The organism is Pseudonocardia yuanmonensis (genome assembly GCF_039542425.1).
Lineage (GTDB): Bacteria > Actinomycetota > Actinomycetes > Mycobacteriales > Pseudonocardiaceae > Pseudonocardia > Pseudonocardia yuanmonensis.
Window position 1 is genome coordinate 44,148 of record NZ_BAABIC010000025.1, and the last position, 17,297, is coordinate 61,444.

At 72.0% G+C, this 17,297-nt stretch carries 14 protein-coding genes; 2 read left to right on the top strand and 12 right to left on the bottom strand.

Features of this window, described 5'->3' with window-relative positions; all coding sequences use genetic code 11:
• The 8 genes from ABD990_RS28210 to ABD990_RS28245 form a co-directional block, all read right to left on the bottom strand.
• On the bottom strand, nt 1-1,158 hold the full coding sequence (locus tag ABD990_RS28210) for an acetyl-CoA C-acyltransferase (protein ID WP_345383799.1): 1,158 nt from the start codon (nt 1,156-1,158) through the stop codon (nt 1-3).
• Complete coding sequence (gene fabG / locus ABD990_RS28215; RefSeq protein WP_345383800.1) at nt 1,155-1,922, bottom strand: 3-oxoacyl-ACP reductase FabG; 768 nt, start codon at nt 1,920-1,922, stop codon at nt 1,155-1,157. Before fabG ends, ABD990_RS28210 begins: the two co-directional genes overlap by 4 nt.
• Entirely contained in the window at nt 1,919-3,001 is a 1,083-nt protein-coding gene (locus tag ABD990_RS28220; protein WP_345383801.1) for a phosphotransferase family protein, read from the bottom strand. Before ABD990_RS28220 ends, fabG begins: the two co-directional genes overlap by 4 nt.
• Nucleotides 2,994-3,806: an SDR family oxidoreductase gene (locus ABD990_RS28225; protein WP_345383802.1), complete on the bottom strand. Its 813-nt coding sequence runs from the start codon at nt 3,804-3,806 to the stop codon at nt 2,994-2,996. The genes ABD990_RS28220 and ABD990_RS28225 overlap by 8 nt, the downstream gene beginning before the upstream one ends.
• 1 nt (nt 3,807) lies before the next feature.
• On the bottom strand, nt 3,808-5,025 hold the full coding sequence (locus ABD990_RS28230) for an acyl-CoA dehydrogenase family protein (RefSeq protein WP_345383854.1): 1,218 nt from the start codon (nt 5,023-5,025) through the stop codon (nt 3,808-3,810).
• A 17-nt stretch (nt 5,026-5,042) separates the two neighbouring features.
• Nucleotides 5,043-8,936 carry an aldehyde dehydrogenase family protein gene (locus ABD990_RS28235; protein ID WP_345383803.1) on the bottom strand — a complete coding sequence of 1,298 codons (3,894 nt, stop codon included), beginning with the start codon at nt 8,934-8,936 and terminating at the stop codon, nt 5,043-5,045.
• A gap of 112 nt (nt 8,937-9,048) precedes the next feature.
• Nucleotides 9,049-10,590, bottom strand: a complete 1,542-nt coding sequence (locus ABD990_RS28240) for a class I adenylate-forming enzyme family protein (RefSeq protein WP_345383804.1) — start codon at nt 10,588-10,590, stop codon at nt 9,049-9,051.
• Entirely contained in the window at nt 10,587-11,576 is a 990-nt protein-coding gene (locus ABD990_RS28245) for an acrylyl-CoA reductase family protein (protein ID WP_345383805.1), read from the bottom strand. Before ABD990_RS28245 ends, ABD990_RS28240 begins: the two co-directional genes overlap by 4 nt.
• 134 nt (nt 11,577-11,710) lie before the next feature.
• On the opposite strand from ABD990_RS28245, the gene ABD990_RS28250 reads away from it, so the two are divergent.
• Nucleotides 11,711-12,622: an SDR family NAD(P)-dependent oxidoreductase gene (locus ABD990_RS28250; protein ID WP_345383806.1), complete on the top strand. Its 912-nt coding sequence runs from the start codon at nt 11,711-11,713 to the stop codon at nt 12,620-12,622.
• 11 nt (nt 12,623-12,633) lie between these two features.
• Entirely contained in the window at nt 12,634-13,377 is a 744-nt protein-coding gene (locus tag ABD990_RS28255) for an alpha/beta fold hydrolase (protein WP_345383807.1), read from the top strand.
• Nucleotides 13,378-13,519: 142 nt separating this feature from the next.
• Here the strand turns inward: ABD990_RS28255 and ABD990_RS28260 are convergent, their stop codons facing one another.
• The 4 genes from ABD990_RS28260 to ABD990_RS28275 all read right to left on the bottom strand — a co-directional run bounded on the left by ABD990_RS28260 (nt 13,520) and on the right by ABD990_RS28275 (nt 17,097).
• A complete protein-coding gene (locus ABD990_RS28260) occupies nt 13,520-14,224 on the bottom strand; it encodes a helix-turn-helix transcriptional regulator (RefSeq protein WP_345383808.1) in 705 nt (234 codons plus the stop codon).
• Between the two features lie 117 nt (nt 14,225-14,341).
• On the bottom strand, nt 14,342-15,157 hold the full coding sequence (locus ABD990_RS28265; RefSeq protein WP_345383809.1) for an enoyl-CoA hydratase-related protein: 816 nt from the start codon (nt 15,155-15,157) through the stop codon (nt 14,342-14,344).
• A 17-nt stretch (nt 15,158-15,174) separates the two neighbouring features.
• Entirely contained in the window at nt 15,175-15,984 is an 810-nt protein-coding gene (locus ABD990_RS28270; RefSeq protein WP_345383810.1) for a class II aldolase/adducin family protein, read from the bottom strand.
• A gap of 24 nt (nt 15,985-16,008) precedes the next feature.
• The gene (locus ABD990_RS28275; protein WP_345383811.1) at nt 16,009-17,097 is read right to left on the bottom strand and encodes a sugar ABC transporter substrate-binding protein; all 1,089 of its coding nucleotides are present in this window, start codon (nt 17,095-17,097) and stop codon (nt 16,009-16,011) included.
• Nucleotides 17,098-17,297: the final 200 nt, after the last annotated feature.

Below are 17,297 nucleotides of genomic sequence, written 5' to 3' on the forward strand. Positions count from 1 at the left end.
TCAGCGGACATAGAACAGCCCCGCCGCGCCCATGCCCCCACCGATGCACATGCTGACGACGACGTGCTTGGCCCCGCGCCGCCTCCCCTCGATCAGCGCGTGCCCGACCATCCGCGCGCCGGACATGCCGTAGGGATGGCCGATCGCGATGGCCCCGCCGTCGACGTTGCAGAGCGCGGGGTCGATCCCGAGCGTGTCCCGGCAGTACACGACCTGAGAGGCGAAGGCCTCGTTGATCTCCCACAGGCCGATGTCGTCGACGGTGAGTCCGTGCCGTTCCAGGAGCCTCGGGATCGCTGTGACCGGGCCGATCCCCATCTCGCCGGGTGCGCAGCCGGTCACCGCCATGCCGAGGTAGCCACCGAGTGGTTCGAGCCCGCGTCGCTCGGCCTCGGCGGCCTCCATGAGGACAGCGGCGGACGCCCCGTCGGAGAGCTGAGAGGCGTTGCCGGCGGTGACGGTGGCACGGGGGCGGTCCGCGATCTGCACCGGCTTCAGCCCGGCCAGGGCCTCGAGGGTGGTCGACGGCCGGTTGCCCTCGTCCCGGGTCAGCGTGTCCGGCGAGTCCAGCGGCACGATCTCGGCGTCGAACCGGCCGGCCTCCTGGGCCGCTGCCGTTCGCTGCTGGGAGAGCAGGGCGAACTCGTCCTGGCGGTCGCGGTCCACGCCGTACCGCTCGGCCACCATCTCCGCGGTGTCGAGCATCGGCAGGTAGAGGTCCGGCACGTGGGTGCGGAGCCAGGGGTCCTCCGCGCGATAGGTGTTCTGGTGCGCGTTCTGCACCAATGAGATCGACTCGACGCCGCCGCCGACCACGATTCGCATACCGTCGTCGACGACCTGCTTGGCTGCCGTCGCGATCGCCATCAGGCCCGAGGCGCACTGCCGGTCGACGGACATCCCGGCGACGGACTCGGGCAGCCCGGCGCGCAGGGCGGCCTGCCGGGCCACGTTGAACCCGGTGGAACCCTGTTGGAGGGCTGCGCCCAGGACGACGTCCTCGACCTCCACGCCCGCCACCCCGGCCCGTTGGACCGCGTGCTGCACGACGTGCCCGGCCAAGGTCTGTGCGGGGGTGTCCCGGAAGGCACCGCGATGGGCCTTCCCGATCGGGGTGCGCGCCGTGGACACGATCACTGCGCGTCGACGGGAGCTCACGTCCGCTCACCGCCCGCCACATAGAGCACCTGGCCCGAGACGAACCCGGCCTCGGCGCTGGTCAGGAAACCGGCGGCGGCCGCGACGTCCTCCGGCACGCCGGCCCGGCCGACCGGGATGCCCGCCACGAGCGACGCCTCGAACTCCGCGAAGTCCACCCCGATCCGGTCCGCGGTCGCGCGAGTCATGTCGGTGACGATGAAGCCCGGTGCGATCGCGTTCACCGTGATCCCGAACCGGCCCAGCTCCATGGCCAGCGTCCGGGTGAACCCTTGCAGCCCGGCCTTGGCCGCGGAGTAGTTGGCCTGGCCACGGTTGCCGAGCGCGGAGATACTCGACATGTTCACGATCCGGCCGTACCGCGCCTCGACCATGAAACCCTGGATAGCACGGCTCATCAGGAACGCTCCGCGCAGGTGCACCCCGATGACGCTGTCCCAGTCGGAGACGCTCATCCTGAACAGCAGGTCGTCCCGCAGGATCCCCGCGTTGTTGACCAATACGGTCGGCGGTCCGAGCTGCGCGGTGACGGCAGCGACGGCGTCGGTCACGGCCTGCTCGTCGGAGACGTCGGCGCCCACGGCCATCGCGGTCCCGCCGTCGGCCCGGATCTTCTCGACGGTCTCGGTGCAGTTCCTGGCGTCGAGGTCCACAGCCCCGACGGCGTGCCCGTCGGCGGCGAGCCGCGCGGCCACGGCGGCCCCGATCCCGCGGGCGGCCCCCGTGACGATCGCGATGCGGCCGTTGGATGGTGTGTCTGTCACGTGCGGATCCCTCGGTGTCGTGCCGGACTCGCGCCGGCGGTGGAAGGTGCGGGCCCCAGGCGGGCGGCATCCGCGACGGCGTGTGCTCGGGCGACGACCGCGGCGATGCCCTCCGGGGTCGGAGTGCCCTCGGCTGCCCGGTTGCGGGGGTCGTCGGTCGCGCGGCGCAGCACGCCCTGCGCGATGATCGCCAGCTTCCAGAGCCCGAGCGCGTGCCAGAAGTCGATGTCGGTGACGTCCCGTCCACTCGCGGCGGCGTACTCCGCGACCAGTTCGGCACGGGAGGGGAAGCCCTCGAGCGTGGAGGGCAGGAAGCCGTCGAGGCCCTGCTCGCCCGGCTCGGCCCAGTAGGCCAGCAGTGAGCCGAGATCGGCCAGCGGGTGCCCGAGGGTGCTGAGCTCCCAGTCGAGCACGGCGACGACCCGGCCCGCCGAGGTGATCATGTTGCGCAGGTGGAAATCCCCGTGCACCAGGGTGGTCTCCCGCTCGTCGGGCAGGGCGGCCCGCAGTCGGGTCGTCAGGGCGTCGACCTCGGGCAGCCCGGCCGTGCGCGATCGTTCCCACTGCGTGGACCAGCGGCGCAGCTGCCGTGGCGCGTACGGCTTGTGGGTGGCGAGCCCGTCGAGCCCGGTCGCCACGAGATCGACGCGATGGACCTCGGCGAGCGTGCGCACCAGGGACAGGGCGATCTCTCGTCGGGACCCGGGGGCGAGCCCGTGAGCCACCGGCATGCGGTCGACGACCGTGCCGTCGATCCAGGACATCACGACTGCCGGTGCGGCGTCGACGCCCACCACTCCGGGTTCCAGGACGCCGTACACCTTCGGGACCGGCACCCCGGTGCCGGTGAGTGCGGTGAGGATCCGCGCCTCGCGGAGCACGTCGTGCGCCGACTCGAGCAGCTCCCCGAGCGGTGGGCGGCGCAGCACCCAGACGCCGTCCCGCTCGTCGGTGACCCGGTAGGTCAGGTTGGACTGGCCGAGCCCGACCCGCCGCAGGGCCAGCTCACCCGCCGGTTCCTGCCCCAGCTCTGCCAGGGCACGTCGGACGGCCGCGACGTCGACCCCCGGCTCACCCACCGCCGGCCTGCCCGACGCGCTCGCGGGTGGTCGCGTCGCCGAGCTGCGCGCCCCCGTCGATCACCAGGGTCTGGCCGGTGATCCACGAGGCGGCGTCGGAGGCGAGGAACACGATCGCCTCCGCGACGTCGGCGGGCTCGCCGATGCGGCCGAGCGGGAGCGCGCCGCGGAGCCGGTCCTCGTGCTCGGCCCACAGCAGCTCGGCGAGCCGGGTCCGGACCACCCCGGGCGCCACCGCGTTGACCCGCACCCGGGGGGCGAGCTCGAACGCCAGCTGGCGGGTGAGGTGGATCAGCGCGGCCTTGGTGGCGTTGTAGATGCCCAGGTCCCGCTCCACCACCAGACCGCCGATCGAGGCCGTGTTCACCACAGCCCCGCCGTGCGCGCTCATCCAGGCGTCCGCGACGAGCGCCGTCCACGACACGGGGGCCCAGAGGTTGATCTCGAAGGTCTTCGCGAACCGGCCGAGGTCCTGCACGACCACAGGCCCGTGCGCAGGGTTGGTCCCGGCGTTGTTGACCAGCACGTCGATACGGCCGAATCTCTCGAGAGCCTGATCGACGCAGGCGCGGGCGGCGGTCTCGTCCGTGGCGTGGGCGACGATCCCGACGGCCGTGCCCGCGCCGACAGGTGCGGTGGCGTTGAGGCCCGCGGCCGCCTCCTGCACGGACTCCGCGCGCCGCGAGGTGAGCACGACGTCGGCTCCGCGAGCGCGCAACGCGGCGGCGGTGGCGAGGCCGATTCCACGGGAGGCCCCGGTGACGATCGCCGCCCGGCCCGCGAGGTCGTGAAGGTTGTGCCTCACGTCAGTCCCGCCCCGCGTACTTGCGCAGCTCCTGGCGGGCGATGGTGCGCTTGTGCACCTCGTCCGGTCCGTCGGCGATCCGCAGGGTGCGCAGGTGTGCCCAGAACGCGGCCAGCGGCACGTCGTCGGACACCCCGGCGGCACCGTGCACCTGGATCGCCCGGTCGACCACCCGCAGGGCCGTCGCGGGGGCGTCGACCTTGATCGCGGCGATCTCGGTGCGGGCGACCCGGTTGCCGACCTCGTCCATCATCCAGGCAGCCTTCAGTGTGAGCAGCCTGCTCTTCTCGATGTCGATCCGGGCCTCGGCGATCCAGTCCTGCACGTTGGCCCGCTCGGCGATCGGCGTGCCGAACGTGCTGCGGGACAGAGCCCGACGGCAGAGCAGCTCCAGGGCGCGCTCCGCCATACCGATGGCCCGCATGCAGTGGTGGATCCGGCCCGGACCCAGCCGGGCCTGACTGATGGCGAAGCCCTCGCCCTCGCCGGCCAGTACGTCCGACGCCGGCACCCGGACGTCCTCGAACAGGATCTCGGCGTGCCCTTCGCGGTCCTGGTAGCCGAAGACCGGCAGCCCGCGCACGAGGGTCAGGCCGGGGGCGTCGATCGGGACGACCATCATCGTCTGCTGACGGTGCGGCAGCGCGTCCGGATCGGTCTTGCCCATGACGATCAGGACCCGGCAGTTCTTGTGCAGGGCGTTGGAGGCGAACCACTTGCGCCCGTTGAGCACGTACTCGTCGCCGTCGCGTCGCATACGCAGCGCGACGTTGGTGGCATCCGAGCTCGCCACCGCGGGCTCGGTCATGGCGAACGCCGAGCGGATGGTCCCGGCGAGCAGCGGGATGAGGTAGCGCTCCTTGTGCTCGTCGGAACCGAAGAGGGTGAGCACCTCCATGTTCCCGGTGTCCGGCGCGGAGCAGTTGGTGGCCTCGGGGGCCAGCCGCGGGCTGCGGCCCATGATCTCGCACAGCGGGGCGTACTCGGCGTTGCTCAGGCCGGGTCCCCACTCGGGGTGGGGGTGAAAGAGGTTCCACAGGCCGCGGCGGCGTGCCTCGGCCTTGAGCTCCTCCAGCACCGGCGGGTGGAACTGCGGATCCCCCGACGCGCGCATCTGTTCCTCGTACACGGCCTCCGCGGGGTAGATCCGGGAGTCCATGAACTCCAGCAGGTCCTCGTGCACCTGTTTCGCACGGTCGGACATCTCGAACAGCGACATGATGGTGGCCCTCCGGGTCACTCGAAGCCGAGGATGGACTTGGTCTCCAGGTACTCGGCGAAGCCGGCGGCGCCGAACTCCCGCCCGTTGCCGGACCGCCGGTATCCGCCGTACGGAGCCCCGAAGTCCGTGTCGGCGCCGTTGAGGTGGACCTCGCCGGCGCGGAGCCGGTGGGCCAGCGCGCGGGCCCTGGCCGCATCGCCGGACACCCAGGCGGACAGGCCGTAGTCGGAGTCGTCGGCGATCCGCACGGCATCGTCCTCGTCGGTGTAGCCGATCAGCACGAGCACCGGGCCGAAGATCTCCTCCCGGGCGATGGTCATGGAGTTGTCGACGTCCGCGAACACGGTCGGGCGCACGTAGTAGCCGCTCTCGAGGCCGTCCGGGCGACCCGGGCCGCCCGCGACCAGGGTGGCGCCCTCCGCGATCCCGCGGGCGATGTAGTCCTGCACCGTGCGGAACTGCGCCGCCGACGCGAGCGGGCCCATCTCCGTGTCCTTGGCGCCCGGGGGACCGACGACGACGGCCTCCGCCGCGGCTGCCGCCGCCTGCACGGCCTCCGCCATCCGGGTCGCCGGGACCAGCATCCTCGTCGGCGCGTTGCACGACTGACCGCTGTTGGTGCAGAGCACTCCGACGTCGCGTGCCACGAGCGCAGCGAGATCATCGCCGTCGAGCAGGATGTTCGCCGACTTGCCGCCGAGTTCCTGGATCACCCGCTTCACGGTCGGCGCGGCAGCCCGGGCGACCTCGACTCCGGCCCGCGTGGAACCGGTGAAGGAGACCATGTCGACGCCGGGATGCGCCGCCAACGCGGCACCGACGGTCGCCCCGTCCCCGTTGACCAGGTTGAACACGCCGGCCGGGACCCCGGCCTCGTCGAGCACCTCGGCGAGCAGCAGCGCGTTGAGCGGGGCGACCTCCGACGGCTTGAGCACCATCGTGCAACCGGTGGCGAGCGCTGCAGCGACCTTCGGCACGATCTGATGGATGGGCCAGTTCCACGGAGTGATCAGCGCGCACACCCCGATCGGTTCGTGCACCACGAGCGTGCTGCCGTGTCGACGCTCGAACACGAAGTCCGCGAGGACCTTCCGGGTGGTCTCGAGGTGGATCACGCCGACCGCGGCCTGGACGTCCACAGCCAGCGCCCGCGGCGCCCCGACCTCGCGGCTGATCGACTCGCCGATCTCCTGCGCGCGCTTCGTGTAGATCTCAATGATCCGGTCGAGCAGGTGCAGTCGCTCCTGCACGCTCGTCTGCGACCATGTCCCGAACGCGCGGCGCGCGGCCGTCACGGCGGCGTCGACGTCGGCGGTCTCGCCGAGGGCGATCGTCTCGATCTCCTGCTCGGTCGCCGGGTCGATCACCGGCAAGGTGCGCGACCCGGACGGGGCGACCCAGCGTCCGCCGATGTAGAAGTGCCGGGCGTGCTCCATGGGTTGTCCTCCGTCTCGTCGGGGTGGGGCGAGGTTCCGGCGCAGCGCCGCGGCCGAACGATCGCGGTCCGCCTCCCCGGACAGCAGGTCCACGATCGCCAACGACGCGTGGATGTGGCCGCGGGCGACGATCGTGGTGGTCGGGACGCCCGCCTCGACGAGCGCGGCTGCGCGGGCCGCGCCGTCGTCGTGGGCCGGGTCCAGCTCGCCGAGGACGACCACGGCCGGGGGTTGCCCGGTTGGGTCGGCGTCCCCCGGGCCGACCGGGTTCACCAGCAGCTGGACGACCGGGGCGGCCGGGTCCCCGCGCAGGGCGTGCGCGACGCCGGCGGCGAGATCGGCGCCCCCACTCCACCCGGCCACCGCCACCGGCGCCGCGGTCCCGCCCAGCTCGGCGCACTGCAGGGCGACCCAGCGGACGGCGTCCGCAGCCTCCACGACCGCTCGCCGCGAATCGGCCCCCGCCGTCGGCGCGGTCGACACCACGATCACGCCGGCGCGCCGGGCGAGATCGCGGGCGAAGGCGTCGGGACCCGGGTCGGGCAGCAACCAGGGGGCGGCCACCAGGTGCACGACGACCGGGTGCGGTCCGGGGCCTTCCGGCCGGTACAGCCGGTAGGGGAGGCCCCAGGGCAGCACGCCGTACCGCACTTCGGCAACCTGCGGCGGCCTGCGCCGCCCGGTCGCCACGGCGGCCAGCACCCGTCGGGTGTCGATCTCGTCGAGGAGGGGCAGCGCGCCGAGGTCCGGCTCGCCGGCCGCCTGCAGTTCGCGCAACAGCGCGGCCACATTCGGGCGCAGCCGGGCGATCACGCCGTCCGCGCACCGTTCGCCCTGTGGTCCGGTCCTTCGGAACCCCAGGTAGTCCTCTTCGGCCACGGCATCGCAGATGTCCCGGTACACGCCGACTCCGCCGACGTAGGGCATGAACACCCGCGGCTTGCCGGGCACGTTCGCGCCCAGGTACCAGGACTCCGCCTGGGGGAAGAGGGTGACGTCCGCGCAGTCGTTCACGTGCTGGACCCAGCCCTGCTCGGCGGTCGCGGTGGGCTCGATCGTGTGCAGCGAGTCCGCCCGCAGCGCGGCGAGGCAGTCCGTGACCCAGACGACGTGCTGCTCGATAGCGACGATCATGTTCGACAGGACCGACGGGCTGCCCGGGCCGGTGATCATGAACAGGTTCGGGAACCCCGCGGACATCAGCCCGAGGTAGGTACGAGGCCCGTGGGCCCACGCCTCCCGCAGCGTGCGTCCCTCGCGGCCGGCGGGGTTCACGGCCAGCAGTGCACCGGTCATCGCGTCGTAGCCGGTGGCGAACACGAGGGTGTCCACCTCGGTCACCCCGGCGGAGGTCTCGATCCCGCGCTCGACGACCCGGGTGATCGGGGTGGACCGGATGTCGACCAACCGGACGTGCGGCGCGTTGAACGTCTCGTAGTAACCGGTGTCGAAGCACGGCCGCTTGGCCATGAAGGGGAAATCCCTGGGACACAGAGCCTCTGCGGTCACCGGGTCCCGCACCGTCTCGCGGATCTTCTCCCGTAGGAACTCTGCGAGCACGGCGTTCGCCCCGGGGTCGGTGAGGTGGTCGGCGAAGACCTCGTTGAGGGCCGAGATCTCGCCGGCCTGCCACGCGGCCTCACACAGCTCCCGCTGCTGCTCCGGTGTGAGGTCCTCGGCGCGGTGGGCCGGCGGCCGCAGCGGCACTCCTCCCGATGAGCTCCGCGCCGCCTCCCGGTAGCCCGCCCGGTCCTCGGCGAGCATCCGCACCCGGTACTCGGGTGCGGCACCGTTGCGGGCAGGCAGGGAGAACGCCGGGGTCCGCTGGAAAACGGTCAGCTCGGCCGCTTCCCGGGCCAGAAGGGGGATCACCTGGATGCCCGACGAGCCGGTGCCGACGACCGCGACCCGGCGCCCGGTCACGTCGAGACCGGCCTGGGGCCAGCGTGCGGTGGTGACGACCTCGCCCGTGAAGTCCCCGAGTCCGGGGACGTCGACGGGCTTGGGCACCGACAGCGCCCCGGTGGCCATCACGACGTACCGCGCGACCAGGACGTTGCCCCGCTCGGTGGTCACCCGCCACACCTCGGCGGACTCGTCCCAGACAGCGCCGGTCACGCGGGTGTCGAAGCGGATGTCGCGCCGCAGGTCGTGCCGGTCCGCGACGTGCGTCAGGTAGCGGAGGATCTCGGGCTGGGTCGCGTACTTCTCCGACCACCGCCACTCGTCCTCGAGCTCGGGGTCCCAGCTGTAGCTGTAGTCGGTCGTCGGGATGTCGCAGCGTAGGCCGGGGTACCGGTTCCAGTACCAGGTGCCACCGACCTCGGAGCCCGCCTCCAGCACGACCACCGAGAACTTGAGCTCGCGCAGCCGGGCAAGCGCGTAGAGGCCCGCGAACCCCGCGCCGACGACGATCACCTCGACGTTGAGACCCGCCCGCTCCGCTGCGGGCACGGCTCGTTCCTCTGTCATGGGGCGACTCCTCATCGCGGTGACGTGCTCCGGGAAATCGTCCGGAGCGTGGTCCACGGTAGGTACCGCTCCGGGGTCGGCACAGTGCACCAAGGTGGACGGTTCTCGCTGGTCAGGCGGATGTAGTCGGCCGGGGCGGGCGCACGCCGAGCGCCTGCACCTCGGCGCGATCGATGCCGCGTTTGAGGATCTTGCCGGTGGTGCCGCGAGGGAGCCCGTCGACCACACGGTAGACCCGCGGGACCTTGTACGCGGCCAGCCGCTCGGCGAGCCAGCCACGGAGCGCCGCGGGCCGCAGCTCGTGGCCCGGGCGTGCCGCGACCACCGCCGCAACCTCCTCGCCGAGCCGAGGGTCCGGGATCCCGATCACGGCCGCCTCCCGCACCGCAGGATGCTCGTGGAGCACCTCCTCGATCTCGCGCGGGTAGACGTTGTAGCCACCTCGGATGACGACATCCTTCTTCCGGTCGACGATCCGCAGGTGACCGTCAGCGTCGAGGGTCCCGAGGTCGCCGGTGAGCAGCAGGTCCGCCTGCAGCACCTCTGCGGTCGCCTCCGGGCGCCGCCAGTAGCCGCGCATCAGGACCGGGCCGCGCAGCGCGACCTCGCCGACGGTGCCGGGTGGCGCAGCAGTCCCGTCGGGGCCCAGGACGCTCACCTCGACGCCGGGAAGCGCCCGCCCGACGCTGCCGGCGCGGCGGTCCTCGCCGGGCCGGCACATCGTGGCGACGCCGGTGGCCTCGCTGAGCCCGTAGCCCTCCAGCAGGGTGCAGCCGAGCCGGTCGCGGAGCTCACGGACGACGCCGTCCGGCAGTGGTGCCCCGCCCGACAGCGCGATGCGCAGCGTACTCAAGTCGTCGCGCCCGATGTCGCAGGCGGCGTTCAGCACGTCCGTCCACATCGTCGGGACGCCGGCGAGCAGGGTGAGCCGGTGGTCGGTGGCCAGCCGCAGCAGCGCGCCCGGGTCGTACCGGCGCAACAGTGAGAGCGTGCCGCCGCACCGCAGGGCGCTGCCCATCACGACGACCTGGCCGTAGACGTGGAAGAGGGGCAGGGCGGTTCCCATTCGCTCGCCGTCGCGCAGGTCGAGTGCGGTGGCGACGGCGCGCGTGGCTGCGAGGATCCCGGCGTGGGTGAGCTCCGCGCCCTTGGGTCGCCCGGTGGTACCGGACGTGTAGAGCAGCACCGCGACCTCGCACGCCGGTAACCGCTCGGGACTCCTCGCCGGGTCCATGGCGTCGAGCACGTCCTCGTCGAGAACCCACACCGGCACGTGTCGCCGGTCGGCGGCTGCGCGCAGGGCGGCGGCGGTTTCCGGGAGGCAGATCGCGAGCGCACATCCGGCGTCGTCGAGGAAGTAGCCGAGCTCGGCCTCGGTGCACATCGCGTTCACGGTGACCGCGACGGCGCCCGCGGCGAGGATCCCGTGGTACGCGACCACGAACTCCACCGAGGTCGGAGCCACGAGCAGCACGCGGTCGCCGGCCTGCACCCCGGCGGCTCCCAGCAGGGTCGCGGCAGCCGAGACCAGTTCGGTCAGCTCGGCGTAGGTCCAGGCACGGTCGTCGACCCGCAGCGCGCACCGGTCCGGCAGACGCTGTGCGGTCGCGAAGAGCCCCGCCACGACTCCGGCGGGCTCCGGCGGCCCGTTCACGCCCGGACGTCGACGACGAGCCGCCCGCGGACCTGGCCCGCCATCACCGCATCGCCACGGCCGGGCGCCTCGGCCAGGGGCACGATCTCGGTGATCTCGCGCAGCGCGGCAAGATCGAGGCGTTCCGCGAGCAGGGCCCACGCCGACCGGCGGGCTGGTGCGGGCGCGTAGACCGAGTCGATGCCTGCCAGGGTGACGCCGCGGGAGATGAAGGGCACGACGGACGCCGGGAGGTCCACGCCCATCGCCATGCCCATCGCGGCGACCGTGCCGCCGTAGCGGGTCTCGGCGAGCACGGTCGCGAGCGCCCGGCTGCCCAGGGTGTCGACGGCGCCCGCCCACCTGGCCCGGCCCAGCTGCCCTGCGTCGAGCAGCTCGAGCCGGTCCACCACCGTGCTCGCGCCCAGCCGCAGCAGCGACTTCTCCTCCTGCTCCCGGCGCCCGGTCGAGGCCACCACCTCGTAGCCGAGTGCGCCGAGCACCATCACCGCCACCGAGCCCGCGCCGCCCGCCGCACCGGTGACCAGGACCGGTCCGGTGCTGGGCTCGACGTGATGCTCCTGCAGCGTGCGGACGGCGAGCGCTGCGGTGAACCCGGCGGTGCCGATCGCGGCCGCAGACAGATCGTCGATCGGCTCCGGGACCGGAGTGACCCACTCGTGCGGGATCCGCGCGCGCTCGGCGAACCCACCCGGGTGGTCTGTGCCGAGGCCGTGCCCGTTCACGGTGACGAGCAGGCCGGCGGGGAGGTCCTCCGCCGTCGACTCGGCGACGGTGCCGACGAGGTCGATCCCGGCAGTCATCGGGAAACGGCGAACCAGGTCGAACCGGCCGGAGGTGATCAGGCCGTCCTTGTAGTTGACGTCGGACCACCGCACGTCGACGGTCACGTCGCCCTCGGCGAGGTCGATGTCCGTGCGCTCGACCAGTCGGGTCGTGTAGCCGTCGTCGTCCCGATCGACCTCGAGGGCCCTGAAGCTCGGCACTGTCACTCCCTTCCTCGGGGCTCCCACGGTAGGAACGGCGCTGTGGCGCAGCACAGTGCACCAAGGTGCATTGTCGACGCCCGGGCCCGTTCCTACGGTCGTACTGCCGGCAGCGGAGGCGGAGGAGAGGGCCCATGGACTCGTTCACAGGCAAGCTCGCAGTGATCACGGGGGGTGGCGCCGGGATGGGTGCCGAGTTGGCCCGGATGCTCGCCGCGGAGGGCTGCAGCGTGTCCGTCTGCGACGTCTCGGCGCCCAATCTCGAGGAGACCCTCGCCCGGTGCCGAGCCGATGCCTCACCGGGCACCAAGGTGACGACCTGCGTCGCCGACGTCTCCGTCGAGGCCGAGCTGGAGGCCTTCCGCGCGTACATCGCGGAGGTCCACGAGACCGACCACATCGACCTGCTCTTCAACAACGCGGGCATCGGCGGGGGCGGGTACAGCTTCGTCGCCGAGCCGCGTGAGCAGTGGGAGCGGGTCTTCAACGTCAACTGGGGCGGCGTCTACCTCGGTGTCCGGGTCTTCCTGCCGATGCTGCTGCGCAGCGAGCGGGCGCGGATCGTGAACACCAGTAGTGTCAACGGCTTCTGGGCGGGGCTGAGCCCCACGGAGTCGATCGTCGCGTACAGCACCGCGAAGTTCGCCGTCCGTGGGTTCAGCGAGGCGTTGATCAGCGACCTTCGGCTGCGGGCTCCGCACGTCGAGGTGTCGGTCGTGATGCCGGGGTACGTCGGGACGTCCCTGGTGCGGAACTCGATGTCGTACCTGGGCGCGAAGGACGGCCGCGGGCTCGATGACGGGCTCGGCGACATCGATCGCGACTTCCGCGCCAATGCCCCGACCACGTCGGAGTCGGCCGCCAAGGACATCCTCGAGGGTGTGCGGGCCGGTCAGTGGCGGATCCTGGTCGGCGAGGACGCGCGGATCCTCGACGAGGCCGTGCGTGCCGACCCGCTCGACGCCTACCGGACCGAGTTCTTCGCCCGCATGCGGGAACGCGGCGTCTTCACCACGATGCCGGAGCCCCCGGCCGGCGCGAAGTAGGGTCAGCTGTCATGCCGATCGCCCTGGCCCACGGCAATCCGGAGACCTCGCTGGTGTGGGGTCCACTGGTGCGCGAACTCGTCGCACATGACACGGCGGAGCCGGTGCTGCTCTCGCCCCCCGGCTTCGGTGCACCGGTGCCGCCCGGTTTCGGGAGCACTGCAGAGGAGTACCGGGCCTGGCTCGTCGGCGAGCTCGAGCGCTTCGGCGAGCCTGTCGACCTGGTCGGCCACGACTGGGGTGCGGGGCATCTCTACGCTGTGGCCGCCACGCGTCCGGACCTGCTCCGGTCGTGGATCGCGGACTGCGCCGGCATCATCCACCCTGACTACGTGTGGCATCCCGCTGCCCGGACCTGGCAGACGCCGGGGGAGGGCGAAACGCTCGTCGAGCAGATGGTGGCCATGAGCGGGGAGGACTTCGTCGCGAGCGATGACGTGCCTGCGGACCTCGCTCCGCAGATCGCCGCTCACTTCGACGACGAGATGGGCCGCTCGATCCTCGCCGTGTACCGGTCCGCGGCCCAGCCCTACATGCGCAGGCTCGGCGAGCGCCTGGCCGCCGCACCCCGGGTCCCGTCGCTGATCGTGCACGCGACGGCGGACCGCTACACGATGCCGAACCTGGCGCCGGCCGTGGCCGAACGGCTGGGCAGCGAGCTGCTGGAGCTGCCCGGCGCCGGGCACTGGTGGATGTGGGACTTCCCGGCAGAGGCGGCGGCCGCCTTCACCCGCTTCTGGGCCCGGCTCGGGTGAGCTCCGGCCGCGTCCTCCGAGGTGGTGGATGGCGGGCGTCGGCCACCCACGTCGAGTTCAAGCGTTCCCGACACGCCCTGCTTGATCAGGGAGAGCAGACGTCGTACACCACGTCCTAGGACGCAGCCGGGGTTCCGACGCTTCAGCGAGCGGGTGGTACGTGCACACGCGCCACGTACTCCGCTCGGGAGCGGCAGCCGGTCGCGGCGAGCACCCGGCTGACGTACTTCTTCACGGTGTCGAGGCTGAGGAACAACGTCTCGGCGATCTCCCGGTTGGAACGGCCCTCGCCGACGAGGGCGGCCACCTCCTGCAGTCGTCCGCTGAGCACGGGCAGGCTGGGGACCTCAACCGGGATCCGCCTGCTGATCGCCGACAGGTGCCGGGCGAGCAGGCGCAGGGCCGCGGCAGCGCCGTCGTCGATCAGGTGGGGCTCGGGATCGGTCAGCCCGACGAGCGCGTGTCCGCCTCGCGGGAACTGCAGGTGCATGATCGCTGACGAGCGGTAGCCCCACTGCCGCATGTGCCCGTCGATGTACTCCCGCCCCCAGGCGGGCACGGTCCGCAGCCGGTCGATGTCGCTGAGTCCCTCTTGGCTCAGGAGTAGGCAGGACTCGTCCGACGACAGCACGTCGATCTCGTGCCAGCGGTCCCGGTAGCCAGGCCAGCTGGCCACGCACGAACCGCGCAGCGAGGGCGACCGGTCTGCGAACGCCTCCTTGATCGTCGGTCCCGCGAAGCAGGTGAGGTTGCGGTAGGAGAAGGTCGAGGCGAGCGACTCCAGGAGGAGCTCCTTGAACTCCGGGATCGTCCGCGCGGCGTCACAACGCTCGAGCACCGAGAACACGCGGTCGTACTGCACAACGGGCAGACGCGTGCCCCTCGCCGTCGGTGCCTCCATTGGCAGTGCCTCCCGCTACGACACAGGTCGACCCTCGGATTCAAACCGAGCGGTCGCCGAACTTCAAGAGCGGTCGGGGCCGAGCCCGGCGAACGCGGGGGGCCGCTTCTCCTGGTAGCTGACCACTCCTTCGTGGAAGTCCGGGTGCTCGAACGACAGCACCATCCGCCGGTCCGCCTCCCCGGCGGCTTCGGCGAACGTGCTCGTCGCCGCGTGGGCGAGCTGTGCCTTCACCGCGGCCATCGCCGCGGGCGAGCAGTTGTCGGCGAGATCCTGCGCGTACGCGACGGTGGTGTCGAGCAGAGCGTCCGGCTCGACGACCCGGTCGACCAGGCCCATCTCCAGTGCCTCGGTCCCGTGCACCACGCGGGCCGAGAGCAGCAGGTCGGTGGCCCGCGCGTGCCCGACGATGCGCGGCAGCAGCCACGCCGAGCCGTACTCGGCGATGAGTCCGCGGCGGGTGAACGCCGAGGTGAACTTCGCGGTGGGTGTGGCGAACCGGAGGTCGCAGTAGAGCGCCTGGACGAACCCGAGGCCGGCGGCGGCGCCGTTCACTGCGGCGATCAGGGGCTTGCGCAGCTGCAGCGGGCGATGGCACGGAACCGCGCGGGCGGGCAGCCCCTTCTCCTCCGAGCCGGTCAGGACGTCGAGATCGTCCATGTCGGCGCCTGCGCAGAAGCCGCGGCCGGCGCCGGTGACCACCACGGCCCGGACGTCGGGATCGGCCTCGGCCTCGTCGAGCAGCGCGAAGTAGCGCTGCTCGAGTGCGTTCGTCCAGGCGTTGAGCCGGTGCGGGCGGTTGAGCGTCAGCACGAGGACGCCGCCTCGTCGCTCGGCCAGGACGGTCTCCAGGCCGGCGTCCACAGTGGTGTCGGTCATGGGTCCTCTCTCGGGTGTCAGTCGAACAGCTCGGGGTCGGAGAGCCGGATCTCGTCCCAGAGTGGCTGGAAGTTGAACCAGCCCGCCCAAGGCGTGCCGTTCTGCTCGGCGGTGTACGTCGCCCACTCGTGGCGCACGTGGATCGGCTTCCCGGCAGCCATCGCGGCGAGCTGCGCCTGGCACGACCGCTCCAGGGCGAGGAACCAGAAGACCGCCTCGTCGAGGGTCCGGCCGACCGTGAACAGTCCGTGGTTCTGGTGGATCGCGGCCTTGTGCGGGCCGAGCCCCGCGGCGACCTGCCGCCCCGCCTCGGGATCGAGCACGACCGCGCCGCCCTGTTCGGTGACGACGGCATGGTCCCCGTAGAAGGTGCAGGCGTCCTGGGTCAAGGGGGCGAGCGGGATGCCGAGCGAGCTGAAGGCCTTGCCGTACGGCGAGTGCGAGTGCGCGGCGGCGACGACGTCGGGCCGGGCCTGGTGGATGGCCGAGTGCAGCACGAAGGCGGCGCGGTTGACCGGTTGGTCACCGAGGACGACGTCGCCGTCGTGGTTGACCAGGACGAGGTCCCGCACCCGCATGTGCCGGAAGCTCCGGCCGAAGGGATTGACCCAGAAGTGGTCGGAGAACTCGGGATCGCGCACCGTGATGTGTCCGGCCACCCCCTCGCCGAACCCGAATCGGCCGAAGATCCGCAGGGCACCGGCGAGCTTCTGCTTGCGGTGTGCCCGCTCCTCCTCCACGGTCGCGAACTCGGGCGGTGCCGGAAGCGGTGGCAGCGCCCGGGGTTCCAGCCGGACGCCGTCGACGAACCGTTCGGTGGTGGTCATGCACGAGCTCCTCTCTGCAGCGGATCAGCCGGTGTAGTAGGGGGTGAGCCCTGTGCCCTGCGGCACCCCGCTCGCCGGGACGTTCACCGATGTGACGAGTGGTGCGTCCACGTAGAGCTGGGCGTTCTTCGGGGGTGCCGCGCCTCCGATGATCTTCGCCAGCTCGGTGAGCACCACGTTCGACACCGCGACCATGTCGTTGACGACCGTCGCCCCCTGCGGGCCGCCCTGCCGGATCGAGTCCAGGTTGGCCTGCTCGCCGTCGATGGACACCACGAACACGTCGTCGCGGCCCGCAGCCTCGATGGCGGAGACGGCGGCGTATCCGCCCTGGTCCCAGGCCACGAAGATGGCGCCGAGCTGCCCGCCCTCGGGGAACTTGGTGAGGACGTCCGTGGTGGTGTTCTGCACGTCGGGCACCGACGAGTCGGCGTTGGTCTCGTGCCGGAGCAGGATCGGCGTGCCGTGGTAGTCCGCCAGTGTCCGCACGGCGAGCTCGCGCTCACGGAGGTTCGCGAGCGGCGTGTAGCCGACGAGCGCGATCCCCTTGTTGCCGCCCGCGGCCGCCAGCCGCTGCTGGATGTAGGTCCCACACCGAGTACCGGAGATGAACTCGTTGGCCCCCACGTCGAACGCCAGCCCGGGGGCGGTCCCGCAGTAGAAGCCGCCGACCGGAACGCCTGCCCGTTCGGCCGCGGCCAGCCCCTCGCTTATGTTCGCGGCCTCGGTGTTCGCGACGACGATCGCGGAGAACTTGTTCTCGGCCCAGACCCGGATGGTGTCGTTGGTGCGGGCCAGGTCGAAGTCGCTGCTCACGGCCTGCAGCTCGAACTCGTGCTTCGTCGAGAGGTCGGTCATGATCTGCACGCTGCGGGCCACGGTCGGACCCTGCAGGTTGATGCCGACGACCCCGATCCGGGCGCCCTTCAACGGCGCGAAGTCGGCGTCGGTGAAGGACGTGCTGTCCGCAATCGCGGCCGCTCCGGGGGTGTCCGCGCCCGCCGTGCCAGGCCCGCCGCTGACGCTGCACGCCGCCAGGGCGAGTCCCGCTCCGGCTCCGGCGCTCCCGTAGAGGAACGCACGCCGGGGCAGCGACCTGCGAAGGGGACTCATCGTGTACCTCCGTTGGGACGATGGACTGGCGGTGCCGCTGGGCGCCGGCGGAACGCTACGACCGGGTCGAGGGGCCGGACAATGCACCAAAGTGCATCGCTGCGACCCGGTTGCGTTCGTGCACTTTGGTGGACTGTCCGGGCCCCGAACCGCGACCTAGATTCACGGTTCCTGACGGACCGCCACGGCTGTCGGCCGAC